Origin of the sequence: Pseudomonas sp. NFIX49, from assembly GCF_900115915.1 — a bacterium.
Classification (GTDB): domain Bacteria; phylum Pseudomonadota; class Gammaproteobacteria; order Pseudomonadales; family Pseudomonadaceae; genus Aquipseudomonas; species Aquipseudomonas pharyngis.
This window is the reverse complement of sequence record NZ_FOYE01000007.1, coordinates 38,693-63,899: the sequence shown is the minus strand read 5'-3', so window position 1 is coordinate 63,899 and position 25,207 is coordinate 38,693. Positions and strand designations below refer to the sequence as shown.

The window sequence follows — 25,207 nt, the reverse complement described above, 5'->3', positions numbered from 1 at the left end:
GGCCAGGGCGATTGGATGAATTGTTCGACAATCTGTTGCAGGCTCACGAAATCCGTGGCTTCGGGAGGGGAGGCGCCCCGACGAAGTGCATGTCTGGTGGGGTCGATGGTGCAAAGTGGTGACCGGCCGGTCACGATTTCGGGCGCCGGGAAAGTGCGGGCGCACTGTTGCGGTGCGGACAGTTGTGTTGGCGGGCAGACAGTGGGTGCTGCTTCGCGGGCAGGGATTGCCCGCGAAGACGAGATGACTCAGTTGAGCAGGCGGATAGGTTCCCCGGCTGACCACCCTTGAATGTCTTCGATCATCTGCGAAAAGAACAACTCATAGTTCTGGCGGCTGACGTAGCCGACATGAGGCGTGGCCAGCACATTGTCGAGGGTGCGAAACGGGTGCAGTGCCGGCAGCGGTTCCTGATCGAACACGTCAAGGGCCGCACCGCCGATACGCTGTTTCTGCAAGGCCTTGATCAGCGCCGCTTCGTCGACAATCGGCCCGCGCGCCGTGTTGACCAGCAGGGCGGTCGGCTTCATCCAGTCCAGCGCCTGGGCATCGACCAGGCCCCGGCTGCGATCGCTGAGCACCAGGTGCACCGACAGCACGTCAGCCTGTTCAAACAATTGCTGCTTGCTGACATAGGTGACGCCAGCCTGTTCGGCGCGTTCGGCGGTGAGGTTTTCGCTCCAGGCGATGACGCGCATGCCGAACGCCTGACCGAACTGCGCCACCCGCTGGCCGATGCTGCCGAGCCCGAGGATGCCCAGGGTCTTGCCGTGCAGGTCGCCGCCCAGACCTTGCTGCCACTGGCCGGCGCGCAGGGCGTTGGCCTCGTTCAGCAGATTGCGGCTGGCGGCCATGATCAGCACCCAGGTCAGTTCCGGCGCTGCGTGTTTGTAGCTGTCGGTGCCGCAGACCTTGATCCCGAGGCGGGCCGCGGCCGGCATATCCAGCGCCGCGTTACGCATGCCGCCGGTGACCAGCAGCTTCAGGTTCGGCAAGCGTTTGAGCAGGTCTTCGTCGAAGCGTGTGCGTTCGCGCATCACGCAGATCACTTCGAACCGGCCCAGACGTTCGGCCAGCGTGGCGTTGTCCGCCGGGTACTCATGGACGAAGGTGACTTCGCCGAGACTGTCGAGCACCGACCAGTCGACTACGCCCCGCGCGACGTCCTGCCAGTCATCGATCACCGCAATCTGCACCGCCATCAGCGTTACCTCTTCAACGAACGGGATTGGTTTTGTCCAGCCAGCCCAGCAGCGCCTCGTGGAACTTCGCCGGCTCTTCCATCTGCGGGGCGTGGCCCATGCCGGGGAATTCCACCAGCGTGGACTGAGGAATCAGTTTCGCCACCTGCTTGCCAAGCACCTCGTAGTGACCGATTTTCGCCTTCACTTCGGGCGGCGCGATGTCCTTGCCGATGGCGGTGGTGTCGGAGGTGCCGATCAGCAGCAGGGTCGGCATCTTCAGGTCCTTGAACTCGTAGTACACCGGCTGGGTGAAGATCATGTCGTAGATCAGCGCCGAGTTCCATGCGACCTGAGTCTTGCCCGGACCGTTGCTCAGGCCGGCGAGCATGTCCACCCAGCGGTCGAATTCGGGTTTCCAGCGGCCGTCGTAATAGGTCGTGCGTTCATAGTCGCGAATGCCCTGGGCGGTGACTTTCAGTTCGCGCTGATACCACTGATCGACGCTGCGGTAAGGCACGCCAAGGGCTTTCCAGTCTTCCAGGCCGATCGGGTTGACCAGCGCCAGTTGCTCGACCTGATCCGGGTATTGCAGCGCGTAACGGGTGGCGAGCATGCCGCCGGTGGAGTGGCCGAGCAGGGTGGCCTTCTGGATGCCCAGCGCCTTGAGCAATTGCTGGGTGTTGGCCGCCAGTTGCTGGAAGGTGTACTGATAATGATCGGGTTTGCTGGAGGTGCAGAAACCGATCTGATCCGGGGCGACCACCCGGTAACCGGCTTCGCTCAGGGCCTTGATCGAACTGTCCCAGGTCGCGCCGCAGAAATTCTTGCCGTGCATCAGCACCACGGTGCGCCCATTGGCCTTGCCGTGGGCGGCGACGTCCATGTAACCCATCTGCAGCGACTTGCCCTGAGACTGAAAGGCAAAGTGCTTGAGGGTGTAGGGATACTCGAAACCCTGCAATTGCGGGCCGTATTGAGGGCCCTCGGCGTGTGCGAGCAGGGGCAGGGCGGCGGTCATGAGCAGGCCGGGTAGCCAGCGGGTCAGCGATACGGACATAGGACAACTCCACAAGAAATCGGCCGATGCTGGAACGGCCGGATTAGGGCGACGTTAAACACAGGCAATCCCCGGGTCCGATCGTTCAACCGAGCCAGCCGAGGGTGAGCATCGCCAGCACCCCGTAGCGGGCGCCTTTGGCGAGGGTGACGATCAACAGAAATCGCCCGAGGGGTTCGCGCATGACGCCGGCGATCAGCGTCAGCGGATCGCCGATGACCGGCAACCAGCTGAGCAGCAACGACCAGTGACCGTAACGCTGATAGTGAACGCGGGCTCGCTCCATATGCCTGGGGCTGACCGGAAACCAGCGCCGGTCCTGAAAGCGTTCCAGCCCACGCCCCAGCCACCAGTTCACCAGTGAACCGAGGACATTGCCCAGCGTCGCCACGGCCAGCAGCCCCCAAAGCCAATAGCGCTCGCTGACCAGCAGCCCGACCAGCACGGCTTCCGATTGCAGCGGCAACAGCGTCGCAGCACCGAACGCGGCCAGGAACAGCCCGAGATAACCCGCCGTCATCAATGGGCCGGGTAATCCGCCACCACCACATCGGCGCCGTCTTTCTTCAGGCCGATCACTTGATACGCATCACTCATGCCGTCCATTTCCATGCCCGGCGAGCCCATCGGCATGCCCGGTGCGGCAACGCCCAGCAGGTCGTCACGCTTGCTCAGGGCCAGCACCTGTTCCGCCGGTACATGACCCTCGACGAATTTGCCGTTGATGATGGCGGTGTGGCAGGACGCCAGACGTGGCGGTACGCCGTGTTGCTGCTTGAAGCTGCTCATGTCGCTTTCGACGTGGTCTTCGACCTTGAAGCCATTGGCTTCCAGATGGCTGATCCACTTTTTGCAGCAGCCACAGTTGGCGTCGCGGTGGACTTCGATCGGGATAAGGTCGGCGGCTTGCGCCAGGGAGGAGATGAACAGGGCGCTCAGGGCGGCCAGACGCAGATGGTTTCGCATGGAGGGCTCTCGGCTCAGAGGAGGAACGGTCAAAAAAGGAAGGCATTTTGACCGGTTTTTCCTGCCGGGCATCAACGGAGTGTTTCCAAGTGATACAAGGCAGGCCTGCCAACATGATCGTAGATCAAAGCTGACAGGCCACTGAGCGCAAGATGACAAAACGGTCAGCGAACCTTGAAGCGCCCCATGATCGCACTGACCCGGCTGTTGGCTTCCAGCAACTGGCGGGTGTTGAGTTCGCTGGCCTGGCCGCTTTCCACCAGTTCATCGACCATGTGGCGGATCTGCACCATGCTGCGGTTGATCTCCTCGGTGACCGCGCTTTGCTGTTCGGCGGCGGTGGCGATCTGGGTGCTGAGGCTGTTGATATGGCTGACGGAGCCGGCCATCTCGTCGAGGCCACTGTTGACTCGCGCCGTGGCATCGGCGGCCGACTGGCAGCTGGCCTGGGTGTTTTCCATGGCGCTGACCGACGAGCTCACGCCCTGGGTCAGACGGGTCAACATTTCGTTGATTTCGGAGGTGCTGGCCTGGGTGCGGGCGGCGAGGGCTCGTACTTCGTCCGCTACCACGGCAAAACCGCGACCCTGTTCACCGGCGCGGGCCGCTTCGATGGCCGCGTTGAGCGCCAGCAGGTTGGTCTGGCCGGCAATGGCGCCGATCACGCCGAGGATTTCGGTGATGCGCTGGGCGTCCTGCTGCATGCTTTCGACCTTGTGGGTGGCGCTGGACACTTCGTCGATCAACGCCACCACGCTGCTTGACGCTTCGCCAACCACCACGCGCGAGCGGTCGGCGTTTTCATTGGCGCGCTGGGTGAAGGCGGCGGTTTCGGCGGCGTTTTGCGCGACGCTTTCGGCGGTCGAACTCATTTCGTTGATCGCGGTAACGGTCTGATCGGTTTCCGAAGCGTGGCGCAGCAGAATCTGGCTGGTGTGCGCCGAGGTGCGTTGCAGGTTGTCGAGGCTCGAGGCCATGGCGCCGGTGGCCTGGGTGACTTCGCCGATCATGTTCTGCAGGTAGGCGATGAAGGTATTGACCGAGTGCCCGATGGCACCGAGTTCATCTTCAGCGCGAATGGTGATGCGCCGGGTCAGGTCGGCATCGCCGCTGGACAGCGAATCGATATTGGCTTTCAGCGCTTTCATGCGTGAGACCAGTTGGCGGATCGCGTAGACCTGCAACAGCACCAGCAGGATCACCAGCGGAATCTGCAACAGGCTCAGGCTGCTGAGCACGTCGTCACGCTGGGCGGTGAGCATTTTGGTCGGCAGCGCGGTGGCGAGGAACCACGGCGTGCCTTCGATCGGACGCATGAAGAAGGTGCTGGCTTCACCGTTGTTGTCGAATTCGACGCGCTGCGCTTGCTCGCGGTTTTGCAGCCCGGCCTTGACCTGGCTGGCGAAGGTCGAGCCGCCGGCCAGTTCGCTGATGTTCTTCAGTACGATCGGGCCGCTGATGCGCGAGCTGTTGCTGATGATCTTGCCGTCAGCCTCGACGATCAGCATTTCGGCGTTGAGGTCTTTTTCCTTGCGCGCGACCAGGTCATTGAAGAAACCGAGAGTCACGTCGATGGTCGAGACGCCCCAGGCGCTGCCGTTTTTCTGGATGGCCATGGCGCAGTTGGTGCGCGGTTCGGCACTGGCGTCATCTTTATAGGCAGCGGCCCAGGCGCATTGGCCGCGCGGGGTTTGCATGCCGCCCTTGTACCAGCTCTGGTCGTAATAGTTGGGCGCCGCGTCGCTGTTCCAGAAGGTGTTTACCGCCAGTTTGCCGGAGGCATCACGGTGCCAGAACGTACTGAACTTGTTGCGTCCGGCCTCACGCTGGCCGGGCAACGGCCAGATGCCGCCGCCGAATACTTTGAGCTCGCCGTATTGATCCACCAGCCCCGGCAACACGGTGTCGATGGCTGCGCTGTCGAGCAGCGGGATGGTCTGGGTGATGCTGCGCTGTTGCGCCTGGACCTTGTTCAGTTCGCCCTGGATCTGCTCGGCCACTTCAGCAATGCGATTGAGCACCACCTGTTCTTCGGTATGGCGCAGCTTGGGCGCGACCAGCTGGCTGATGCCAACCACGGTCAGCACCGACAACAACAGAATGAATAGAACCAGAAACAGCGTGTAGCGAGCCTGAATGGTGCGGAATGCGGGCATGGAAACCGGTCCTTGAGCAGGGATTCTTATTGTGGGGAGGGGAAAAACAGCGCGGGTTTCCTAACGTATCGTCGCGACGTCGGGAAGCTTTAGGTACTTGCGTCCTAAAAGATGCAATCCCGACCGATGGAACGTATCCGGCCTGATACACGAGAACTGACTGTCCCGAACATTAGAGCGATAAACCCACTTTCATCACATTGTCATGAACGCTCTGGTCTCGTATTTCCGGGGCTGTTGTCGGTTTGTATCGTGAATGTACGAAAATTGTAAAAAAGTGCAGAAAGGAGTTGGTGCCATTAGTTTGCCGGCCGATACTCCGGGCAACTCAAAAGTCGTCCAACAAGGAATTTTTCATGTTTTCCTCGCAAGGAGCCTGCTCATGACTATCGGCTATACCGGTGCCTGGCAACCCAAGGCGGGTTTGCTGGTTCGAGACACAGGAAGCTCGAGCAAACCGGTTTCCCAAAGCGTGAAGGTCAAGCAGATGCTGGCTATGGTCGGCAACGATCCCAACGCAATCAGCATCGCCGAGATGGACAAGCAGGGGCTGCACAAGAACATCAAGGGTTTCGATCCCACCAATGTTTCGGCCAAACAATTGGGCAGCCTCAGTGCAATGCTGCGCAGCCGTGGCCTGATTTCCGAAGTCACGTCCATTACTCTGCTCAACGCCGGCGACAAGTTTGATCGCTTCGGCATTCAGAAGGATCCGGACGCCAAGTTCAATGCGCTGGAGTACTTCGCAACGCAACTGGATACCATCCAGAACAACAATCTCAAGGGCAACAAGTACGCCAATACGTTGATCCCCGAGTACAAGAAAGCCATTTATGTGCTGCAGAACCTGCAGACTTATGGTCAGGGTGGGGAGCGCAAGCCTCCTACCGACAAGGGTGTCAGCGCCAAGGCGTGATCACGCAGGCCCGCCCGGTTAACGGAGCGGGCCTCGTCGTTCATGGCACATTGAGTTCCCGACGCCGCATGTCTGCCTGCAGACGTTGCATCCGCGGACAGTGCAAGGTCAGCGTTCCTGGCTGGAACCCGCGATGAAACAGCGCCAGCCATCCCGAGCCTTTTTCATCGGGCGCCAGCCCGGTGAAGGTGAAGTCCATGGTCGACAACTGGCGCCAGGCACTGTCGAAACCCTGCGCGAGTCTGAGCCTGATCGAAATCAGCCAATGGTCCGGCAACTGCTGCAGTTGCTTGAGCAATCCGTCGTCAAGCGATTCCAATAAGCCGTCATAGCGCCCCCAGCGCTGATCCAGTTGTATGGGGTCGCCGACCCAGGGTGATGGGTTGTCCCGTGTCCCGAACTTGTCGACCATCTGCTGCATGAACTCGCGACAGCCATCCGGCCATGCGAGGCTTGGCAACGGTCGCTGGTATCCGTCGATCTGGAGATAGCCGAGCACCAACGACTCCGGCACCGGTTCGCCAAAGGGCGAAGGGGCATGATCGGGTAGCAGCCCGGTGTTGTGAAACCCCAGACGGGCGGCCATCCGTTGCGTGTAGGGATGATGGGTCATCTGCTTGATCGTCACGCCGTGGCATCCGAGCGCCTGGGCATGAATCAGCAATTGCCGGCTCAGTCGGGTGGCAACTTTCTGGCCACGACTCTGTGGATCCACCACGCTCAATGCGAGTTCGGCGATGCGCGACTCCTTGTCGCGAATCAATGCCGCGTGCCCCAGAATTTTCCCCTCCGACACCGCAACCAATGAATGCCAGCGACCGCCGACATGGTTCTGCGTGATCATGCGCGGCAGGTAAACATGGGGCTGAGCGTATTGGTTGGCGTAGACCTTTCTGAAAAGTTGGCTGACGGCACGGGCGTCGCTGTTACGGTAACTGCGCAGGATCAGGGTTTCCATCAACGGTCCTCCCGGTGCAGATTGTCGTATACCCGCAGATCGACTACACGCTGCTGTTTACCTGACCGTGGATGGCGTGACAGTGACTGAATCGTGCAGCGCCGGATCTGCAATTCGAGCAAATGCCCGGTGCTCAATTCTTCGATCAATGGATAGGCTTCGATCAACGCACGGTGCAGTAACCGGTCTGCCTGCTCACCCGTCGCAGACAGGGCATCCGGTACCCAGCTCAGGCGCAGAATATCCCTTGTGCCTTCCTGTTCGATCACCAGTTGCCAGTCTTCACTGCCGGTAATCCGCTGTACGGTTTGGCCGATGGCCTGAGGCAGGAGGGTCAGTACGCCGACACGAACCCGCTGACTGTCGGCACAGCGTCCCATCAACGCGAATTTGCGCCGGGGAACATTACCGGGCTCTCGCCAACAGGCACGATCGCCGACCGGATATCGAATCAAGGGCATCAAGCGACGGGTCATGTTGGTCACCACCAGTCGTCCCACCCGGTTGCACCCGTCAATCACCTCTCCGGTTTCTTCGTCGAGAATCTCCAGCACGCTATGGTTGTCAGCCGCATGATGTTCGCCCAACGCGCAGTCACGTTGACTGGCGCCGATGAAACCGGCGTCGACACTGGCATAGCCCAGAGACGCAATGCGCGCACCGGGAAAGACACGGCCCAATCGTCGCAGTTGTGCCGGGAACAGGCTTTCCCCGGCGTAGAGCAGGGTGGTCACGCCCTCGAGTACCCGCCCGTGCTGCTCAAGCCAGGCCGCAAAGGTCAGCAAATGGGCGGGCAGTCCGGCCAGCACATTGATTCGGTGCCGAACGACGGCATCGGCGAGGATGGCCGAGTCGACATGACCGGTGAACGGAAATTCGACGATATCCGTTTCCACATGCGCCAGCGCATCGTGGGTGAAGATGAAACTGGCGTAGAGGTCGCCAGCGAAAAACAGGTTGGCGATGCGGTCGCCCGCGTTCAACTGGCCGCTGAGACTGCGACCGAAATCCGTCACCAGTGTTTGCCATTCCTGGCGCCGGAAAATCGAGAATTTGCCGGCGCTGGTGGTTCCCCCCGTCTTGAATACCAGTGCGTTTTCCAGAGAACCGGTCAGTGCAGGCCAGTGGTCGAGATCCTCGCTGCCCTCCCAGTAGGCAGCGGGATCGATCACCGGCAATTCAGCCAGCGAAGTGACGTGCTCGGGCACATCAGCGAAGTGGCCTGCGTAAAAGCTTGAATGGCGACGGGCAAACGCCACGAGCTCGTTCAACTCAATCCTTGTGTTCATGTTGCATTCCTTGCAAGTCAGTGGGCGGGACCACGCTGCGGTTGTCGATCACCTGCGGCGTCTTTCCGCTGTGTTTGTTTCGGGCGAACTGATCGATCGCACAGCGTTCTGCGTCCACCGTCAGCAGTCCCGTGCGGATGAGGGTCGCCAGCGTCGGGTAATCCAGCAGGCGGTCATGAACTTCGCGGGCGGGCAGCGAACTGCGAAACCGCATCCGCTCCAGCCCGTCGGGTGCGTGCTCCAGGACCAGCTGGAACTCGACCTGCAGATGCCGAGCCAGTGTTTCCAGACAGATGAAGTCCGTGCCGATGCGCAGCAGCCGGCCGTGACGTTGCAGCAGCTCGAAGCGTGGAGCCAGCAGCCCGCATGGACACCGGCCGGGTATCCAGCGGCCGCTGTCGCCAAGGTCGTATCGCTGAACGTCCTGGCCTTGTCGTTCTATCGAGGTGAACACCAGACGGCCGATTTCATCGCCATTCACCGGCTGATCGGCTTCAAATGCGACGATTTCCAGGTGTTGAATATCGCTCATCAGATGGAATACGCCATCAGACGTTGCCGGGCAGGCATGGCCGAGCGGCCCGGCGTCGACGCTGCCGTAAATGGCCGAACGGATAAGCCTGACACCGCAGCTGTGCATTAATGCACGGCTCTGTTCACCGGGATGTTCACCGCCGAGAAAGACCTTTTCGATGCCGCCGTAGGCACGCAATCGGGCTTGTTCGTTGATAAACAGACGGTGGAGGGTGCTAGGCATGCCGACCAGCGTGGTGACACGTTGATCGATGATCATCCGGGCGATTTCGCGGTAATCATCATCGGCGGGCGCGCCCATCGGCAGATGAGTGACACCCAGTAGCTCCAGCACTTTGGAAAAGCTGAAGAAGCCGCCATACAGCCCGCCACTGAAGAACAGGTTCATCACGCGGTCGTGGGCCGGGTCGAGGCCTGCGGCAAACAGCCCGTCGGCGGCGGCACGCATTTGCCGATCAAAATCGCGGTAACTGAAACCCGACAACACCGGAACGCCGCTGCTGCCCCCGGAGCGGAAGTACAGGCGGGCCGCCGGATTGATCGGGCGGGTGACAAACGTTTCCTTGTTCATGATCGGGCGACCTGCGATGCACGGCGGTGCCGGTAGCGGATCAAGCGTGGCACAGGTAGACAGCGTCGCAACCGGCAGGCTGACCGACACCCGTCGACTCAGGCGCTGCAAGGCATAGACGCCGTCGTGGGGTTCGCCTTCGTAACCTTCGTGAATCGATACCGCGGGGGCGATTCGCGTGACGCCCGCCGAGATCAACGTTTGCGTCAATTCTGCCGTCTCGTGTTCGGTGCAGATCAGGGCGCAGCTTTGCAGCGCGTTTCGCCAGGGCAACAGCGTACGGGTGATTTGCGCGCGGGGCAGCGGTTTGAGCAGCACAGTGCGAAACAGCGGCGAGGGACCGAGTTGGCGGTCATGCGTCCAGATCACCCGCCAGCCTGGTGCTTCCCAGACGTGGCCGGTGGTGCCGACAAAGCTGTGAGCCAGTTGCGCCATCGCCTTCACTGTGGTGATTTGCGAAGCCTCCTGAATTGAAGGCGTGAGGGTCGGCCATTGGTGTGCCCGACGGTCGAACGCCTCTGCCAGAGCATCGCCGATACTGCGCAGATCAGCCTCGTCATCGCTGTCCACCAGCAGCCATTGCGGGCTGGAGCAGGCCTGTTGATCGAGACGACAGACTTCGTCTGCCAGCGCATCCAGCGCCTCTGGCGACGCGCTCTGAGGCGTCAGGTAAACAAAGCTGATCCGATGACCCCAGTCGATCCAGCGGCATCCTGCCGGGAGTTGTTGACGGATGGCTTGCAGGGCCGCTTCCCCGCCCCAGGCGGAGACGCCGTTGGCCCATTGGCACAGTTGGCCGATTTGCGCAGTCGTTGCCGGGATGACCGCGACGTGGCCGGCTATTTGACCGGTAGCGTCGCACTGCGCCAATGCATGCAGCAATCGGGCTGTCAGTCCTTCGTCACTGCTGCTGGGACGTAGCCAATTGACGTTGCCGGCCAGCAGGCTTTCGATCACGGCGCAGAACGCCAGCAGGGGCGCATTGCCTGGCGTGATGTGAACCACCAGGCCCAGCGGGCTCCAGCGTTCGAAGTGTGATTGGCGGTAGTCGATGCGGCGCAAGGTATCCGGTTGCTCACCCAGCTCGCGTGTCAGCTTGCGGTTCAACGCCTCAGGCTGGCAGAACTGGATCAGTGACTGCCGGTGGTCGGGATCGAGGTGCCGATTGAAATCCGGATCTTGCAATCGTGTGGCGAAAGCGGCCACCGCATCGATGACTGTCGCACGCCGGAGTGCCGTACCGAGGCGCTGTGGCAGGTCCAGGTTCAGTTGATCCAGTGCATCGGCGAGCCGGCAGTCGGCATGCAGCTGTCCGTTGATCAGGTACATGTCAGTGCCTCCCCAGCAATTCGGAAGCGGCCATGGCGCAGCTTCTGCCGGCCGTGGTCGCGGCGCGGCCGTGCAATTCGAACCAGTCTGCAGACAGACCACAGCCACAATTGGCGCCCGGATGCAGGGTGGCGAGATCGCTCATGACTACCGCATGGGCCGGACTCGATGAAATGTAAGGCGAAACGAAACTCAGCAAGCCCTGACGGCCATACGGCAGAACCGTGAAATCGGATGGATTGCGCACGAAGACCTTCGAATAGACGGGAACATGGAAATGATGATGAGCACATTCAAGGTAAGGCACCGGATGCTCGACCGCGCCGTAACCGTCGCGGCAGCGGGTGACTTGGAGCCCCAGTTGTCGGTGCATGCGCTCGTACAGTTGTTGACGGGGAATTTCCTGCGCGGCATGGGTTTTCCAGCCACCCCCGAAGAGCGCCAACGAGTCCGGTGCCAGTTGCAGTTCGCGAACGCCGGTGGCTCGCATGCGTTCAAGGGTCTGCCAGAGAAAGGCGGGAAAGCCGAGAATCCGCACCGGCAGTCCTTCTTCGGCGAATGATTGCAGCGCTGCAATAACGCCGAAACTGTCGAACTCATGGCCGCTGCCGGTATGGCGCAGGGCGTAGGTCACCCGGTTGACGGGCGCGAACCGGCACAGGAACTGGTCTGTAAAGGAGGTTCCCAGGCTGATCGTGCCCTCGGGCTCGTAGCTCAAGAGCAAGTAGTTGCACGGGGTTTGCGGATTGTTCCAGCCATAATGGTGAAAGATGCGTTCGACCATGTACTGGGCGGCGCCCAGGCTGCGTTCGTCGTAACGCATGCGGCTTTTCTGACCGCTGGTGCCTGAGGAGGTCAGCTCCAGCGCGTGGGTACCGGTGGGGCTGAGCAATGGGTGCTGCTTGAAAAAGCTGGCGAAAATCGGCGGTAGACGCGACCAGTCGTCGAGTCTGTCCAGATCGTCCACGGTCAGCCCGTTGGCTTTCAGCCAGTGCTCGTAGCCCGGGGTGTGCTGGCTGTGGAAACGGCTGATCTCGGTCATGGCCTGGTCGAACAGCCCGTCTGGCACGGAATCCGGGCAATAGGGTTGCGTCAACGCGCAGAGCGCGTCGCTGTTGGGGAAATGGAACATCAGACGTCCTTATCGTTATGTTGAACGGTCGGCCTTGGCGCAGCAGGCAGAAACCGATTGAGCAAGGGCAGGGACAGCAGGCCGCCGAGTGCGGCCCACAGCGCGAAGAATTCGAGGCGATGGCCGCCGCCGACGGCGGCAATCAACGATCCACCGGCACCCATCACGGCAATCGAAATCATGCCGATCGCGGCCGAAACCAGTCCTTTGCTGTCATCGCTGCAAAACAGCGCCAACCGATACAGAGCCGCGTTGCTCATGCCCAGGCCTACGGCGTACAGCGCGAGGCCGGCAATCAGCGCGATCAGAGGGAGGCTGGTCATGGCGACTGCCACCAGGGTCAGCAGCCCCAGGCAATACGGCCACAGTGCCAGACGAATCAACTGCGGCAATTCGCGCGTGGGCAGCAACCGGTCGAGAATCAGATTGCCGAGAATGACGGCTGAAAAGACCGGTATCTGCCACAGGGCATATTCCCGCGTTGTCAGCCCCAGTGACTGGATCAGCAACAGCGGTGCAAGACCGATCCAGGCGATCAGCGGCAGGCTCATCAGGCCAAGTGCAACGCAGGTCCCGAGAAAGTTTTTGTTGCGCGACAACGCAAGGTATCGAGCACCGATCTGACCAAGAGAAAAGGCTACAGGCGCTTGCTGAGTACCATCACGACGGACCACGCCGATGGTTTCGGGCATGCAGACGTACAGTCCGGTCCATGCAAGTACCGCAACCGTGGCCAGGCCGATAAACAGTTCGCGCCAGCTGAGCCATTCCAGCAACAGGCTGCCCAGCAGGGGACCGATCAGCGGCGAAAGCAGCGCCACATTGCCGAGCAGCGCCATCAGGCGTACGGCATCAGCTTCGCAGAATACTTCTGAAAGCGCGGGATAGCTGACAGCCACCACAAAGCCCAGTCCCATGCCTTGCAGCAGCCGTAACGCGTTGAACGTTTCAATGCCGGGCGCGAGCACTGTCGCTGCGCACATTGCGCTGAACAGTGCGCAACCTGCCAGCAACAACCGGCGTCGACCGAACCGGTCGGACAGAGGCCCGATCAGCCACTGCAGGCATGCACCGCCGATCAGGTAAAGATTGAACGCGTTGGGGATATGACGGGCATCGGCTTCAAGATCCCGAGTGACGGTCAGCATCGCCGGCATGACCATGTCGCTGGCCATGTAGGTCAGCCATTCGAACAGCATGATGGCGAGGCAGAACCCGAGCGCTTGTCGGGGCGAGAGATTGATGAGAGTCCTTTGCATACGCTTCCACGAGATTCGAGAGAGAGCGCAAAGGGTAGAGGCGGGGTCAGACTGTTCCTACATGAATGCTGTGACGCTCTATGACGGGGGGTTGCGTGATGTTGCACAAGTCGGGATGCCTACTCGCAAGGGCGAATTGCCTGACAAGATAATGAATAGAGTCTTAAGAAAAATGCCCACATTCCTGTGGGCATTTCGGCTGACACTAAATCAGTTGTTGCATTTGAGTGAAGGGACGCTGGCATCCTTCCCGCGAGTTGAATCAACGATGGTAATAGTAGCCCGGACCTTGCGGCGCATAGTGGCGATGATCGCCATGCCAGCCGCCGTGGGGAAAGATGATGCAGCCGCTCAGGGTAAGCAGTGCAAGGATAGGAATCAGCCAGGTGATTCGACGCAGCATTTCAAGGATCCTCATGGTTAATGCCGTTTGAAGCCAAAGCTCTTCATCGGCTGTAACATGAGACCCCGTTTACAGCGGCGCATCCCCGTCAAACGGTATGCGCATGGCATCAACCCCGATACAAACCCGATACATTCCAACGGTTCAGGAACCTGTAATGACCCAGAAGCAACGCTTGAAATATTCGATTCTGATTGCCCTTGTCGTACTGCTGATCATGCTCGGCCTGTCCTGGCTGCAAAACGCCGGCAAGCTCAGCGAGCAAACATTTCAGTACATCGCCATCGGTGTGGCGGTGGTGGTTGTGGTAATCAACGGCGTGATGCGCCGCAAGGTCAAGCCCTGACAGCGTCTGCCGCGTGCTTCAATCGTGGTTGAGCACGGCGGCAGCCTGGGGGTGGAGGCTGTAGCTCTTGTCGTCGTTGAACGTGATCACGCCTTCGGCGCACAGGCGCTTGAGCACTTCACGTACGCTGAGAAAGGACAAGGGAATGTCCAGATCCAGCAACTGGCTGTGAACACCACGCACACCAAGACGACGGTCGTCCTCGGCGGCGACCAGCAGGGTGTCGATGACTTTGAGGCGAATCAGGCTGGTGCGCAGGCCGAAGCTTTTAAGCAGCATACGGATGCGTTCATTGCCGTGACGCTCGACCCGTTGCCCGAATACGTCGGCGTGTGAACCCATGTGCGCTCCTTGTGGGGTCTGGCTACCTTCCGATGGTAGGGGTGGGTTGTACATGCGATTACTCCTTTCAGAGCCTGATCAGGAAAGGTTTTTCGTGCTCTCTCTAAACAAGACGTTTCAGCTCGACAAATCATGAAGCGGAAAATGTAGAAAATTTGTCGTGGTTTTGTCTTTTCCCCGTGATTGCGGCACGAAACGGGTGTGTGACCGACTAAATTTTTTTCCCGCGGCTTCGTTTTCTGGACAGGCTCATTGCGCGTGACGCGTGAGTGATTTCAGAGCGAGCCGGGCCCGACGTGTTCACGGGGGCGGGCGGTTCGCTCTTCGGCATTTCGATCAGGAGCGAGCGTGACTATTTCCAGGCATTTCACCGGACTGACCCTTGCCGGCCTCTTTCTCGGGCTGAGTCTGCCGGCACAGGCGTTCAGTCCTTCCGGCCAGACCGGCGCGGATATCCGTCGCACCGGTTTTGGCGTACCGCACATCCGTGCGGAAAACGAACGCGGTCTCGGGTTCGGTATCGGTTACGCCTATGCGCAGGACAATCTGTGCCTGCTGGCCAACGAGATCGTCACGGTCAACGGCGAGCGTTCGCGCTACTTCGGGCCGGAACAATTGACGGTCGAAGAGCGCGAGAACCGTGTCAGCGACGTCTTTTTCCAATGGCTCAATACGCCGCAGGCAGTCAGTGCCTTCTGGCAGGCGCAGCCGGTCGAAGTGCGTGATCTGGTGGAAGGTTACGCCGCCGGTTACAACCGATATCTGGCCGAGCGCCGTCAGCAGGGCCTGCCGCAACAGTGCCAGGGCGAATGGGTGCGCGATATCGCCGCCGAAGATCTGGTGAAGCTGACCCGTCGCCTGCTGGTCGAGGGCGGTGTCGGTCAGTTTGCCGAAGCCCTGGCGGGTGCTACTCCGCCGCAGGCCACTGCGAAGATTGAAAACGATGCGCGGGCCTATCAACTGGCGGACACGCGCCTGCAACGCTTCGCACTGGACCGTGGCAGCAACGCGGTGGCGGTGGGCAGCGAGCGTTCGTTCAATGGCCGCGGCATGCTGCTGGCCAACCCGCATTTCCCGTGGGTCGGCGGCATGCGCTTCTATCAGATGCACCTGACCATTCCGGGCAAACTGGATGTGATGGGCGCGGCGCTGCCGGGTCTGCCAATGATCAATATCGGTTTCAACCAGCATCTGGCCTGGACCCACACTGTCGACTCGTCCAAGCACTTCACCCTGTATCGCCTGCAACTCGATCCGAAGGATCCGACCCGTTACCTGCTCGACGGCCAGTCCCTGCCGATGAACAAGCAGACGGTCACCGTGCAGGTCAAACAGGCTGACGGCCAGGTGGTGCCGGTTTCTCGTGACGTCTACAGCTCACAGTTCGGCCCGATCGTGCAGTGGCCCGGCAAGCTCGACTGGGACAACCAGTACGCCTATAGCCTGCGCGATGCGAACCTCGACAATGATCGGGTGCTGAAACAGTGGTATGCCATGAACCGCGCCGGCAATCTCAAGGATCTGCAGGATTCGGTGCACACCATTCAGGGCATCCCGTGGGTCAACACCCTGGCCGTGGACGACAAGGGCCAGACGCTGTACATGAACCTGTCGGTGGTGCCGAACGTCAGTGCCGACAAACTGGCCAGGTGCAGCGACCCGCGCGCTGGTCTGAAAATGATCGTGCTCGACGGTTCCAACAGCGCCTGCACCTGGGACATCGACCCGCAAGCCGTGCAGAAGGGCATTTACGCTTCCAGCCAATTGCCGCAGCTGTTGCGCAAGGACTTCGTTCAGCACTCCAACGATTCGGCCTGGCTTGCCAACCCGGCACAACCGCTGACCGGTTTTTCGCCGTTGATCAGTCAGGACGGCCAGCCACTGGGCCTGCGTTCGCGTTTTGCGCTTGATCGACTGGCGACCCTGAGCAAGAAAGGCCCGGTGTCGGTGCAGGATCTGCAACACATGGTGATGGACGATCAGGTGTTTCTGGCGACTCAGGTCGTACCGGATCTGTTGAAATTCTGCGCTTCTCAGTCTGAAGCGGCGCTGAAATCGGTGTGCAGCAGCCTGAAAGCGTGGGACGGCCGGGCGAATCTGGAGTCGGGCGTCGGGCTGGTGCATTTCCAGAGCATCATGCAAGCGATGCAGGAGTCGCCGCAGGCCTGGCGCGTGGCGTTCGATCCGAAGGATGCGCAGCGCACCCCGCGTGGATTGGCCGTTGAAAAGCCCGAAGTGGCCAAAGCATTGCGCGAGGCGATGCTGGCGTCGGCCGAAACTGCCGCCAAAATGGGCCTGACCGAGAAAACCCGTTGGGGCGATGTGCAGGTGGTCAGCAGTGGTGGCCAGCAAACGCCGATTCACGGTGGTCCCGGCACGCTGGGCATCTACAACGCCATCCAGAGCGTGCCTCGTGAAGACGGCAAGCTGGAAGTGGTCAGCGGGACCAGTTATCTGCAAGTCGTAACGTTCGACGATAAAGGTCCGCATGCCCAGGGCTTGCTGGCGTTTTCGTTGTCCAGCGATCCGGCGTCGAAGTATTCCCGGGATCAGACCGAGGCTTTCTCGAAGAAGCAGTGGAGCGTGTTGCCTTTCACCGAACAGCAGATCAAGGCCGATCCGCAGTATCAGGTGCAGACCGTGCGCGATGATCTGGAAAAGGCGGGGAAAGTCGCAGCGCAGTAATCAGCGGTTTAATCCGTCGACAGTCGCAAAGGCAGAAGGCCGCTCCCTCACGGGAACGGCCTTCAGTTTTTTGGCGGTTGCTGGGGGATCGGGTTGATCACCGGGTTGCCGTCCTTGTTGCGGGTCAGGAACACCGGCAACACTTTCGGCAAAGAACTGGCGAAGCTGTTCAGCTCCTTGATGTTGTAAATGCCGCCGACGCGGATCGAACCGGTGGCGTTGTCGGCCAGCATCAAGGGTTTGTCCAGATACCGGTTGATTTGCGGTAACGCTTCGTTCAGCGACAGGTTGTCGAGCACCAGTTTGCCGCTGCGCCAGGCCAGCGAGTTGTCATTGGCATAGGTCTGGCTGATTTGCGGGATGTCGTCGCCGTGTCTGTAGCGTGCCTGCATCGAGGGGCCCAGACGCAAGCCGTCACCGCCCAGACGGGAATTGCCGGTGACCAGCACAGAGCCCTCGATCAGGTTGACTTTCACCTGATCCTCATACATCCAGACATTGAAGCGGGTGCCGGTGACGCGAATCCTGCCTTCGGCGGCCCTGACGATGAACGGGTGGTTCAGGTCGTGGCTGACTTCGAAAAACGCCTCGCCTTTCTTCAGGGTAACGTGACGCTCGTCCTTGTAATTGCTGAAGGTCAGCTCGGTGTTGAGGTTCAGCTCGACCTGGCTGCCGTCCTCCAGGGTGACATGGCGGACATTGTCGGTGGCCGCGAAATGCTGATAGCTGTCAGGCAGCCAGCCGAGGTTCCATCCGGTCCAGGCCGCCAGCGGCAAAGCCAGTGCACAGACAGAAGCCGCCACGGCGTACTGGCGCCACGATCTGACCGGTTGGCGAATCGGCAAGACCGGTGCAGTTTCCGGACGCGGCAGGTGCTCGGCGACGTCCCATATCTCCAGCATCGCCTCATACTCGAACGCGTGAAGCGGGTGTGCATTGCGCCATTGCTCGAACGCCTGGCGCTCTTCGTTGGTGCAATCGACGGCGTGCAGGCGCATGCACCAATGCGCGGCGGCATCGGTGATCGCATCGTAATCGGCTTCCGAGAGAGTGTTCTGGGTCATTGACTCGTCCTGATTTCCCGCATTCTAACCTTGAGGGGAAGGTGCCGAGAACAAGCGTCATGTCATTTACCCATCAAACGTGGAACTTTTTAACGCCAGGATCCCCCAAAAACCAGGACATCCCATTAACACTATCCACAAATGGAGTGAAAAAATGATCAAAAGAACCTTGGCTGCTTTCGTCGCTACCGCCAGTCTCCTGAGTGCCGGCGCGGCGCTGGCCGACCGCCCGGGCGCAGGATGGATCACCATCGAAAAGGCCATCGAAACCGTAAAAACCAAGGCCGGATATGTCGAGGTCTACGAAATCGAGGCCGACAACGACGGCTATTGGAAAGGGGAAGGGCGCAAGGCTGATGGCGCGGTGTACGAATTCCGTATCGATGGCGCATCGGGCAACGTCCTGCGCGATCAGAAGGACTGATCCCGAACGCAGTTGCGCAGGTGTTGAACCTGCGCATTTTTCCAGATTCTACGGGGCCGGCACGGGATCCAGCTGACGCCCGACTTCACAAATCAGGCGGGCTATCGAATCGGCGTTACGCAGGATGACAGCGATACGGGCGTCCGGAGACTGCTGGTCGAGAAATGCATCACGCGCCTGCCGAAGATTCTGCGTACCGGTCAACCGCAGGATTTCCGTGTTGATCAGTTCCATGCCGGGCACTTTGTCGACATCGACCCAAGTCTTTAGAACGGTGTTCCATTGCGCGAACAATTGTGAGCGGGGCGTGCTGAGCGACAAGGCTGAACGCTGCTCGGAGTCAAGTTCGTTGTACAGCTTCTTACCCTCGGTCGTAATCGTTGATATCAACTCTATGAACGGTTCCCGCGCCCTGAGGGTAGCGATATCCAGCGCCTTGCTGAATTGATGGGAAAACTCGTGTATCAACGTCGACGCCTGCGCATGGCCATCTACATCGAACTGCTCAAGCATGAAGAGTTTGTAATGATCCAGCTGCTGTTGGAAAAAGTGCTCGGTGAAATGCACGCGTTTTTCTGTATCGCCTTCCAGTACAAATGCGATGACGTCATGCAGCAATTTGTTCGAGCCGACAACGAACCGGTCGGTATTGAGTAACTCATCGGCTGGGTCCACCAGCGCATTGCAGATGGGCACAATCGCCTCGCTGATCCTTGTGAGAATTGCGGGTGTGATCTTTGGCACATTGAAGAAGTCCTTCAGGAAGCTGTTCACCCGCGAATGGATGGCGCCGTTGGCGAGCGGGACCAGGTTATGCAGACAATAGAAGGCGTAGCGTCGGGCCAGGTCGATTGCATTCACCAGCGCCCGGGCTTTCAGAGGAAACCTGACTCGGATTTCATCCATTCCCTGCGCCTCGATATTCAGCATGATGCGGCGCAGGTTCGCGAGGCTATTGCGTTCGATCATTCTGCCGAACGCCTGGCCGTAGTGGACGATCTGGTCATCAGCGATTCGCACCATGCGAGGGCCGGTCTTCTGGAACAGCGGCCCCTTGGCCCCAGCGTTTGCCAAACGCCAGGCGTTACCGTTTTTGACGACCTGATAAACCTTGCCATCAACCGCAGCAAAATCGCGGTTGCGCGATACCTGCAGGTAAGTGCCCTGGTTCGGGCTGAGCTTCAGATCCTTGAGTGCGATGTCTGTCACCTCGAACGATTGCAACGATGTGCGTCCGGGCGAAGTCAGATCGATGTCGGCCAGGCCTGATACGACGGTTTCTTTTACCTGTCCTGCTACCGTTGTGGTTTCGCCCGATATTTGCGGAAGCAGACCCACTTGCACCATTTGTGCTGCGCCCTGGACAAATGATTTGAGTGCCCGTTTCCAACGGTGATTCTGCAGGGCCTCGGCGGAATCCTTGAACGCGTCATAGGCTTTCCAGAGAATGGGAATGAAGCCAAGTTTGCCCGGCAATACACCGCTGAGCCGTCTGATCTGCTGGCTGAACAGGGTCTTCGCCGTCTCCCAATCGAACGCCGAGTCCGTTTTTTTCTGGGCGTTCAAATGCTGTTCCAGAAGCATGAGGTTGTCGTTGTAGAAGTGTTCCAGCAGATTCCCTTCAATTGCCTTGATGGCGAGCTTCATCTCGCTGGTTTGACCCATGGAAGACGCCAGCAGGTTGCGAAATATCGCGCGCTCGCTGTCAGGCAGTCGCCGCAGCAGCAGGTTTTGTAGCAGCCCCGGCATGTTGAGGGCTGCAATCAGTTTTTTTTCGTCTTCGAACTCCTGGAAGATCTGCTCGGCATACGGCGCATAGAGCACCAGGGGACCCTTGTGCCCGCCGCCTGGAGTAAAAACGTATATCCCCTGCACGGATACGGCGGTGGCTCCGGCAGTCTTGATCAGCGCCAGCGGGCAAGCGATGGCATGTGCGTCTTGCACCGCTGCTCGGGCAAGGGCATCGGGCATGTCCAGTACCTGCTGAATCAGACCAAAGGCACTGCCTGACAGATGTTGCTGCAGTTTTGCTGCGTGGGCGTGTTGCAGCAGCTGCCAAGGCAACTGACGGAAAAAACGTTGCTTGCGTTTATGGCTTCCGGGGTCGCTCGCCGACAACGCGCTGACCACTTTGCGGGCATAGGTGGTGGGTATCTCCAGTGACAGCAGCATTTGCGTCACGGCGCTGTGGTCCAGTGTGGTGGGCAAGGTGGTGGCGTTTTTCGAGGTGATACTGAAACGGGTGCCTTGGGCGACGTTGATGTGATTCAGGGCAAATTCGACCAGTGATCGCGCGGGGCCGGCCAATGCCAGGCTGGGGGTGATTTCAATCTCATGCGGGTCCAGACGACTGTCTGGAAACCGGCTGTCGAGCATCGATTTCAGTGTCTGCTCGACATGACTGACCAGTGAGGGTATGCCGGACAGGTAATCCTCGTCGTCAGTGACGCTTCGATACCACTGTTCCAGTATCTCCACATGCCGTTTTTGCTCCTGGACCGGGGCCATCCCCAGCCAGGCGGGAAGTGTCTGCTGAGTGGCAATCGCCCGGGCGTGCGCGCTGGCCAAGGACAGATTGTCGGCCAGGCAAACATCACGCAGTTTTTCCAGCGCCTTGTCACGGCGTTTGGTGTCCTTGACCCGTTCACGCACTTGTTGGCAGCGATCCAGATAGTGGCCGATGGTGGACTGCATGCACTCCTGCAACACATTGCCATGGATATATTGAAATGGGCCAAGGCTGTACCGTTGATGAGGCAGGTATTGCGAAGGCACGATGTTTTCCAGCAGTAAGAGGCGTTGGTCGCCGTCGTTCAGGCGCCGTTTCAATACCTGCCGGGCAATGGCTACGGTATCGAAAACTTCCAGCCCGAGGGCGGGCGTCCACAACACGGCGCGGCCCGAGTGCTGTTCATCGAGCCCGCCCCGCTCGGTGATGAAGACGCAATGGGCCAAGGGCACCGGCGTCGGATGGGCGGAACACTCGAGCGTCAACGTGTAGGCATCCGGGCGGAAGCCATTGAGGGCGGAGCGCTGTGCACGACTCGGCTGATCGGCATTGATGACATTGCTGACTATGGCCTGCATCGAGGCATTCAGGGACCCATTGAGCAATCTGAGTCGGGCCTCGCCGTTGACCCCCAGAAACCATGCCTGTGCCAGATCCGGTTTCAGGCGCTCGAGCCAGTAGCGCTGGATCGCCAGATTCGCCATCGGTTGAGCCCTCAGTTGCTTGAGGATGGGCGCAGCCACCGAATCGAATGTCTTGATCGCTGCAAGCGCCTTGTCCGCCAGCACCATGGAAGGTTGCTGGTTGCCGGAGATCACCGGGTGCGTGCTCCACCGTCCCCCTGTATCGATTTTCTGCAACTGAGCGTGGATCATCGAGCGGATGTCCAGGCTCTTGTCGAACAGCGCATGCAGGTTCACGGCCCCGTCGCTGTGGCGAAAGACTTGCAGCGCATATTCGATGTTCTGCCGTTGTTTGGTGATGATTGACTCGAACAGAATTCTGAAAATGTCACCGACAAGCCGCTCGCCGGACACCTGCGGTTGTCCGAAGCCGAGAAAACGATTGCGTTCTTCCAGGCTCAGCAGCCCATAGAGTTCGTCTTCGTGGCCCTTGGCGAGGAATTTTGCCTTCAGCGTATCCTTGAGGTCCCTGTAATCCTTGAGCAATTGCAACCCTTGAGCGGGCGTGTAGAGGAAGGCATGAGGCTCACTGATCATCAGTGAGCCCGCCAGTTCTACAAAATTGGCTTCGCGCTCCCAGAAACGTACGTTTTCCACGACTGGAAAGTGAACGGCCTGAGTGACCGGTCGAATCAATTGCTGCAGCGTGTTGAATTGACCGGCATCGATGACACCGCTTTCGCGCCTGGACATCCATTCGTTATGTGCCTGATCTCCCAGCGCCTGGCCAAAGAGGGTACGTCGCGACATTCCGAGAGCGGATGGCGCATCCCAATAACGCTCCAGGTGCCGGAACAACAGCGCAGGCAGTTTGTTTGCGGCCTGTTTCACAGCGTTTTCCCACTGTGCCTGATCACCGGTCGCCGGGGTCCTGCCCGGATTGGAAAAGCGCGGTGGTTGCGCGGTTGGCCAGTTCTGGTGGCGGTAATAGGTCAGTACCGCATCACTCAGACTCATGAAGTCGAACCAATGACCGTCGCTCATGCGTTGTCTTTCGTCACGGTCTCCAGCGGTTCGATCGAAGCTGACCTGGGTGCGGCTTTGCGACAGTGACCTGAAATGAGGCTTGAGCAGCTCATCCAGCACCGCATCCAGAAGCTGTCTGAGTGTCGGAAGTTTTTTCAGCTCTTCGCACATCATTTCGGCGTTCAGCAGCAGGCACTGTTGAAAGTCCGCCGATTGCTCGGCGAAGGCATCGCCTTTGAGGTTGGTGAACGTTATTGAAATACGCTTCGCATCCTGCAACCGCTGGCGCAGTGGCAGGGCCAGAAATGGCAGCAGTCTGTCTTGCTCATCGACGTCGTTGAGCCGTTGTTCGAGCCGCTCTTTCAAATCGGTACGGTTGGGGAACTTCTGGATGCCCGCCTGTGGGGTATAGAGGATCAGCCCCTTGTCGTCCGGCGTTTCACCGATGACAAACGCGCCAGCCAACGGCAACGGCTGCACTTCGGCAGCGTGAAGCAGAAGACGCTCTATCACCATCGGCGGGTCTTGCTGGCGGCGCAGGGCGTCGGACGTCAGCCTGGCATGGGCGAGCCATCGGAAATCCTTTTCACTCAAGCCATGGGCCTTGCCCAGTTTGGGCCACAGACCCGGTGAGTCAAAGGTTTCGGGGAATAACAACGGTGGAGTGGGGGCTGACATCTCGAGTCTCGATAAGGGCGTTTGCACGCGTGGATTGATCGAAACCCGAGGCTAAAAAAATCGTGTCTGGTGCCGGTGGTAAATACATATCGCGCCCGGGTCGATGCGCATGCCAGGGTTGACAGGTTGTCGGCTGCATGTGGTTAATCGCCGTTGCGGGTTGTCCGTTCGCTGTTGTTCCCTCCAATAATTACTCTGGAGCTTCAGATGTCTGCGCCACACGATCATTCGCTCTCGTCCACGGTGTCCCTGGACGAGCTGACTCAACTGCTGGAAAAGATTTTCACCCGTCACGGCACCTCGGCCGAAGTCGCCAGAACGCTGGCCGCCAATTGCGCCAACGCCGAGCGGGACGGTGCGCACAGTCACGGCGTATTCCGGATCCCCGGTTATGTCTCGACGCTCAACAGCGGCTGGGTCAACGGCCAGGCTGTACCGAAAGTCGAGGACGTGGCTTCAGGGTTCGTCAGCGTCGATGCCGGCAACGGTTTTGCCCAGCCTGCGCTGTCGGCGGCACGTGCGCTGCTGGTGGAAAAGGCCCGCAGTGCCGGGATCGCGGTGTTGGCGATCCGTAATTCCCATCACTTCGCCGCGCTGTGGCCGGACGTCGAGCCTTTCGCCGATGAAGGTCTGGTGGCGTTGAGCGTGGTCAACAGCATGACCTGCGTGGTACCCCACGGTGCCGACCGGCCATTGTTCGGCACCAACCCGATCGCCTTCGCCGCACCCCGGGCTGACGGTGCACCGATCGTGTTCGACCTGGCCACCAGCGCCATCGCCCATGGCGACGTGCAGATCGCAGCGCGCAAAGGCGAGAAACTGCCGGCGGGCATGGGGGTCGACAGCCTAGGCCAGCCGACCTGCGACCCAAAGGCGATTCTGGAAGGCGGTGCATTGCTGCCGTTTGGCGGACACAAAGGCTCGGCGCTGTCGATGATGGTCGAGCTGCTGGCCGCCGCGCTGACCGGTGGCAATTTCTCGTTCGAGTTCGACTGGAAGAACCATCCCGGCGCCAAGACCCCGTGGACCGGTCAGTTGCTGATCGTGATAGATCCAAGCAAGACCGCTGGGCAAAGCTTTGCCGAACGCAGTCAGGAACTGGTGCGGCAGATGCACGGGGTAGGGCTCAAGCGTTTGCCGGGGGATCGGCGGCATTTGCAGCGGGCTAAGTCACTGGCCAAAGGGATCGAACTGGATCAACAGACCCTGTCGCAGCTGCGTGAACTGGCCGGCGAATGAGTTTGTGCCTGGCATGAAAAAGGCGAGCCCGAGGGGCTCGCCTTTTTTGTTCGCGCTCAGCGGCGACCGAGCAACAATCCGACTACCAGGCCGAACCCGGCGGAAATCGCCACGGTCTGCCACGGGTGCCCGCCGATGTAGCTCTCGGTGGCGTCCACCGCCGGTTTGGTGCGGTCACGCACGCTGGTGACCGAATCCAGCGCCTGCTGCAATTTCTGGGCGATTTGCCCGCGCAGGGTCTCCGCTTCCTCGCCGACCAGGGATGCACTGCTCTTGAGCAGTTTTTCCGACTCTTCGATCAGCGCCTGAAGTTCGCTGAAGGCCTGGTCCTTGATTTGGTCTTCGGCGGCTTGAACGGCGGTTTTCCGGGCCATTGGGTGACTCCTTGCAGGTGAATGGACAGTGAACAATGGAGTGTGGCGCGCCTTGAAAAGTTGCAGGGATTTTCCATCCGGAACAAAAACCAGCGTCAGAGGTTTCCGTCCAGCGTGTAAGATGTCGCCATTTCATGCAGCAG

At 59.9% G+C, this 25,207-nt stretch carries 19 protein-coding genes and 2 pseudogenes; 5 read left to right on the top strand and 16 right to left on the bottom strand.

Features of this window, described 5'->3' with window-relative positions; translation table 11 throughout:
• Nucleotides 1-248: 248 nt before the first annotated feature.
• From BMZ46_RS20450 to BMZ46_RS29865, 6 genes and pseudogenes are all read right to left on the bottom strand, one after another.
• Complete coding sequence (locus BMZ46_RS20450) at nt 249-1,202, bottom strand: D-2-hydroxyacid dehydrogenase family protein (protein ID WP_074690925.1); 954 nt, start codon at nt 1,200-1,202, stop codon at nt 249-251.
• 13 nt (nt 1,203-1,215) lie between these two features.
• Nucleotides 1,216-2,241, bottom strand: a complete 1,026-nt coding sequence (locus BMZ46_RS20445) for an alpha/beta fold hydrolase (protein ID WP_074690926.1) — start codon at nt 2,239-2,241, stop codon at nt 1,216-1,218.
• An 85-nt stretch (nt 2,242-2,326) separates the two neighbouring features.
• Nucleotides 2,327-2,761, bottom strand: coding sequence for a YqaA family protein (locus BMZ46_RS20440; RefSeq protein ID WP_074690927.1), 435 nt, complete (start codon nt 2,759-2,761; stop codon nt 2,327-2,329).
• The gene (locus tag BMZ46_RS20435; protein ID WP_007957572.1) at nt 2,761-3,207 is read right to left on the bottom strand and encodes a DUF411 domain-containing protein; all 447 of its coding nucleotides are present in this window, start codon (nt 3,205-3,207) and stop codon (nt 2,761-2,763) included. The genes BMZ46_RS20440 and BMZ46_RS20435 overlap by 1 nt, the downstream gene beginning before the upstream one ends.
• A gap of 164 nt (nt 3,208-3,371) precedes the next feature.
• Nucleotides 3,372-3,899 (bottom strand): annotated as a pseudogene (locus BMZ46_RS29870) (methyl-accepting chemotaxis protein); the annotation flags it as partial.
• A 333-nt stretch (nt 3,900-4,232) separates the two neighbouring features.
• Nucleotides 4,233-5,363, bottom strand: a pseudogene (locus BMZ46_RS29865) (cache and HAMP domain-containing protein); the annotation flags it as partial.
• 382 nt (nt 5,364-5,745) lie between these two features.
• Between BMZ46_RS29865 and BMZ46_RS20425 the strand changes: the two are divergent.
• Nucleotides 5,746-6,279: a hypothetical protein gene (locus BMZ46_RS20425; RefSeq protein WP_039768142.1), complete on the top strand. Its 534-nt coding sequence runs from the start codon at nt 5,746-5,748 to the stop codon at nt 6,277-6,279.
• 40 nt (nt 6,280-6,319) lie between these two features.
• On the opposite strand, the gene BMZ46_RS20420 is transcribed toward BMZ46_RS20425, so the two are convergent.
• The 6 genes from BMZ46_RS20420 to BMZ46_RS29375 all read right to left on the bottom strand — a co-directional run bounded on the left by BMZ46_RS20420 (nt 6,320) and on the right by BMZ46_RS29375 (nt 13,754).
• Nucleotides 6,320-7,237, bottom strand: a complete 918-nt coding sequence (locus tag BMZ46_RS20420) for a GNAT family N-acetyltransferase (RefSeq protein ID WP_074690929.1) — start codon at nt 7,235-7,237, stop codon at nt 6,320-6,322.
• Complete coding sequence (locus BMZ46_RS20415) at nt 7,237-8,526, bottom strand: phenylacetate--CoA ligase family protein (RefSeq protein WP_039768144.1); 1,290 nt, start codon at nt 8,524-8,526, stop codon at nt 7,237-7,239. Before BMZ46_RS20415 ends, BMZ46_RS20420 begins: the two co-directional genes overlap by 1 nt.
• The gene (locus BMZ46_RS20410; protein WP_074690930.1) at nt 8,510-10,960 is read right to left on the bottom strand and encodes an aldehyde dehydrogenase family protein; all 2,451 of its coding nucleotides are present in this window, start codon (nt 10,958-10,960) and stop codon (nt 8,510-8,512) included. Before BMZ46_RS20410 ends, BMZ46_RS20415 begins: the two co-directional genes overlap by 17 nt.
• A 1-nt stretch (nt 10,961) precedes the next feature.
• Complete coding sequence (locus BMZ46_RS20405; RefSeq protein WP_074690931.1) at nt 10,962-12,092, bottom strand: LuxE/PaaK family acyltransferase; 1,131 nt, start codon at nt 12,090-12,092, stop codon at nt 10,962-10,964.
• Nucleotides 12,092-13,351, bottom strand: coding sequence for an MFS transporter (locus BMZ46_RS20400; RefSeq protein WP_074690932.1), 1,260 nt, complete (start codon nt 13,349-13,351; stop codon nt 12,092-12,094). The genes BMZ46_RS20405 and BMZ46_RS20400 overlap by 1 nt, the downstream gene beginning before the upstream one ends.
• Nucleotides 13,352-13,613: 262 nt before the next feature.
• Nucleotides 13,614-13,754, bottom strand: coding sequence for a hypothetical protein (locus BMZ46_RS29375; RefSeq protein WP_166742317.1), 141 nt, complete (start codon nt 13,752-13,754; stop codon nt 13,614-13,616).
• A gap of 157 nt (nt 13,755-13,911) precedes the next feature.
• Between BMZ46_RS29375 and BMZ46_RS20395 the strand changes: the two genes are divergently transcribed.
• On the top strand, nt 13,912-14,100 hold the full coding sequence (locus BMZ46_RS20395) for a hypothetical protein (RefSeq protein WP_074690933.1): 189 nt from the start codon (nt 13,912-13,914) through the stop codon (nt 14,098-14,100).
• A gap of 18 nt (nt 14,101-14,118) precedes the next feature.
• Here the strand turns inward: BMZ46_RS20395 and BMZ46_RS20390 are convergent, their stop codons facing one another.
• Nucleotides 14,119-14,496 (bottom strand): fe2+ zn2+ uptake regulation protein, encoded by a 378-nt coding sequence (locus BMZ46_RS20390; protein WP_074690934.1) that lies wholly within the window; start codon nt 14,494-14,496, stop codon nt 14,119-14,121.
• Between the two features lie 294 nt (nt 14,497-14,790).
• Here BMZ46_RS20390 and BMZ46_RS20385 point away from each other — a divergent pair, with 294 nt between their 5' ends.
• Nucleotides 14,791-17,127, top strand: a complete 2,337-nt coding sequence (locus tag BMZ46_RS20385; RefSeq protein ID WP_074690935.1) for a bifunctional acylase PvdQ — start codon at nt 14,791-14,793, stop codon at nt 17,125-17,127.
• Between the two features lie 62 nt (nt 17,128-17,189).
• Here the strand turns inward: BMZ46_RS20385 and BMZ46_RS20380 are convergent, their stop codons facing one another.
• On the bottom strand, nt 17,190-18,191 hold the full coding sequence (locus BMZ46_RS20380) for a FecR family protein (RefSeq protein WP_039768155.1): 1,002 nt from the start codon (nt 18,189-18,191) through the stop codon (nt 17,190-17,192).
• 154 nt (nt 18,192-18,345) lie between these two features.
• On the opposite strand from BMZ46_RS20380, the gene BMZ46_RS20375 reads away from it, so the two are divergent.
• Nucleotides 18,346-18,615 (top strand): PepSY domain-containing protein, encoded by a 270-nt coding sequence (locus BMZ46_RS20375; protein WP_039768157.1) that lies wholly within the window; start codon nt 18,346-18,348, stop codon nt 18,613-18,615.
• A gap of 48 nt (nt 18,616-18,663) precedes the next feature.
• Here the strand turns inward: BMZ46_RS20375 and BMZ46_RS20370 are convergent, their stop codons facing one another.
• A complete protein-coding gene (locus tag BMZ46_RS20370; protein WP_074690936.1) occupies nt 18,664-23,451 on the bottom strand; it encodes a dermonecrotic toxin domain-containing protein in 4,788 nt (1,595 codons plus the stop codon).
• 207 nt (nt 23,452-23,658) lie between these two features.
• Here BMZ46_RS20370 and BMZ46_RS20365 point away from each other — a divergent pair, with 207 nt between their 5' ends.
• Nucleotides 23,659-24,690, top strand: a complete 1,032-nt coding sequence (locus BMZ46_RS20365) for an Ldh family oxidoreductase (protein ID WP_039768160.1) — start codon at nt 23,659-23,661, stop codon at nt 24,688-24,690.
• 56 nt (nt 24,691-24,746) lie between these two features.
• Here the strand turns inward: BMZ46_RS20365 and BMZ46_RS20360 are convergent, their stop codons facing one another.
• Nucleotides 24,747-25,064, bottom strand: coding sequence for an ElaB/YgaM/YqjD family protein (locus tag BMZ46_RS20360; protein ID WP_007957537.1), 318 nt, complete (start codon nt 25,062-25,064; stop codon nt 24,747-24,749).
• Nucleotides 25,065-25,207: the final 143 nt, after the last annotated feature.

Excerpts from the sequence above, each read along its gene's own strand:
- BMZ46_RS20450 (WP_074690925.1), bottom strand. The coding sequence starts at position 1,202 with ATGGCGGTGCAGATTGCGGTGATCGATGACTGGCAGGACGTCGCGCGG.
- BMZ46_RS20445 (WP_074690926.1), bottom strand. The coding sequence starts at position 2,241 with ATGTCCGTATCGCTGACCCGCTGGCTACCCGGCCTGCTCATGACCGCC.
- BMZ46_RS20440 (WP_074690927.1), bottom strand. The coding sequence starts at position 2,761 with ATGACGGCGGGTTATCTCGGGCTGTTCCTGGCCGCGTTCGGTGCTGCG.
- BMZ46_RS20435 (WP_007957572.1), bottom strand. The coding sequence starts at position 3,207 with ATGCGAAACCATCTGCGTCTGGCCGCCCTGAGCGCCCTGTTCATCTCC.
- BMZ46_RS20425 (WP_039768142.1), top strand. The coding sequence starts at position 5,746 with ATGACTATCGGCTATACCGGTGCCTGGCAACCCAAGGCGGGTTTGCTG.
- BMZ46_RS20420 (WP_074690929.1), bottom strand. The coding sequence starts at position 7,237 with ATGGAAACCCTGATCCTGCGCAGTTACCGTAACAGCGACGCCCGTGCC.
- BMZ46_RS20415 (WP_039768144.1), bottom strand. The coding sequence starts at position 8,526 with ATGAACACAAGGATTGAGTTGAACGAGCTCGTGGCGTTTGCCCGTCGC.
- BMZ46_RS20410 (WP_074690930.1), bottom strand. The coding sequence starts at position 10,960 with ATGTACCTGATCAACGGACAGCTGCATGCCGACTGCCGGCTCGCCGAT.
- BMZ46_RS20405 (WP_074690931.1), bottom strand. The coding sequence starts at position 12,092 with ATGTTCCATTTCCCCAACAGCGACGCGCTCTGCGCGTTGACGCAACCC.
- BMZ46_RS20400 (WP_074690932.1), bottom strand. The coding sequence starts at position 13,351 with ATGCAAAGGACTCTCATCAATCTCTCGCCCCGACAAGCGCTCGGGTTC.
- BMZ46_RS29375 (WP_166742317.1), bottom strand. The coding sequence starts at position 13,754 with ATGCTGCGTCGAATCACCTGGCTGATTCCTATCCTTGCACTGCTTACC.
- BMZ46_RS20395 (WP_074690933.1), top strand. The coding sequence starts at position 13,912 with ATGACCCAGAAGCAACGCTTGAAATATTCGATTCTGATTGCCCTTGTC.
- BMZ46_RS20390 (WP_074690934.1), bottom strand. The coding sequence starts at position 14,496 with ATGTACAACCCACCCCTACCATCGGAAGGTAGCCAGACCCCACAAGGA.
- BMZ46_RS20380 (WP_039768155.1), bottom strand. The coding sequence starts at position 18,191 with ATGACCCAGAACACTCTCTCGGAAGCCGATTACGATGCGATCACCGAT.
- BMZ46_RS20375 (WP_039768157.1), top strand. The coding sequence starts at position 18,346 with ATGATCAAAAGAACCTTGGCTGCTTTCGTCGCTACCGCCAGTCTCCTG.
- BMZ46_RS20370 (WP_074690936.1), bottom strand. The coding sequence starts at position 23,451 with ATGTCAGCCCCCACTCCACCGTTGTTATTCCCCGAAACCTTTGACTCA.
- BMZ46_RS20365 (WP_039768160.1), top strand. The coding sequence starts at position 23,659 with ATGTCTGCGCCACACGATCATTCGCTCTCGTCCACGGTGTCCCTGGAC.
- BMZ46_RS20360 (WP_007957537.1), bottom strand. The coding sequence starts at position 25,064 with ATGGCCCGGAAAACCGCCGTTCAAGCCGCCGAAGACCAAATCAAGGAC.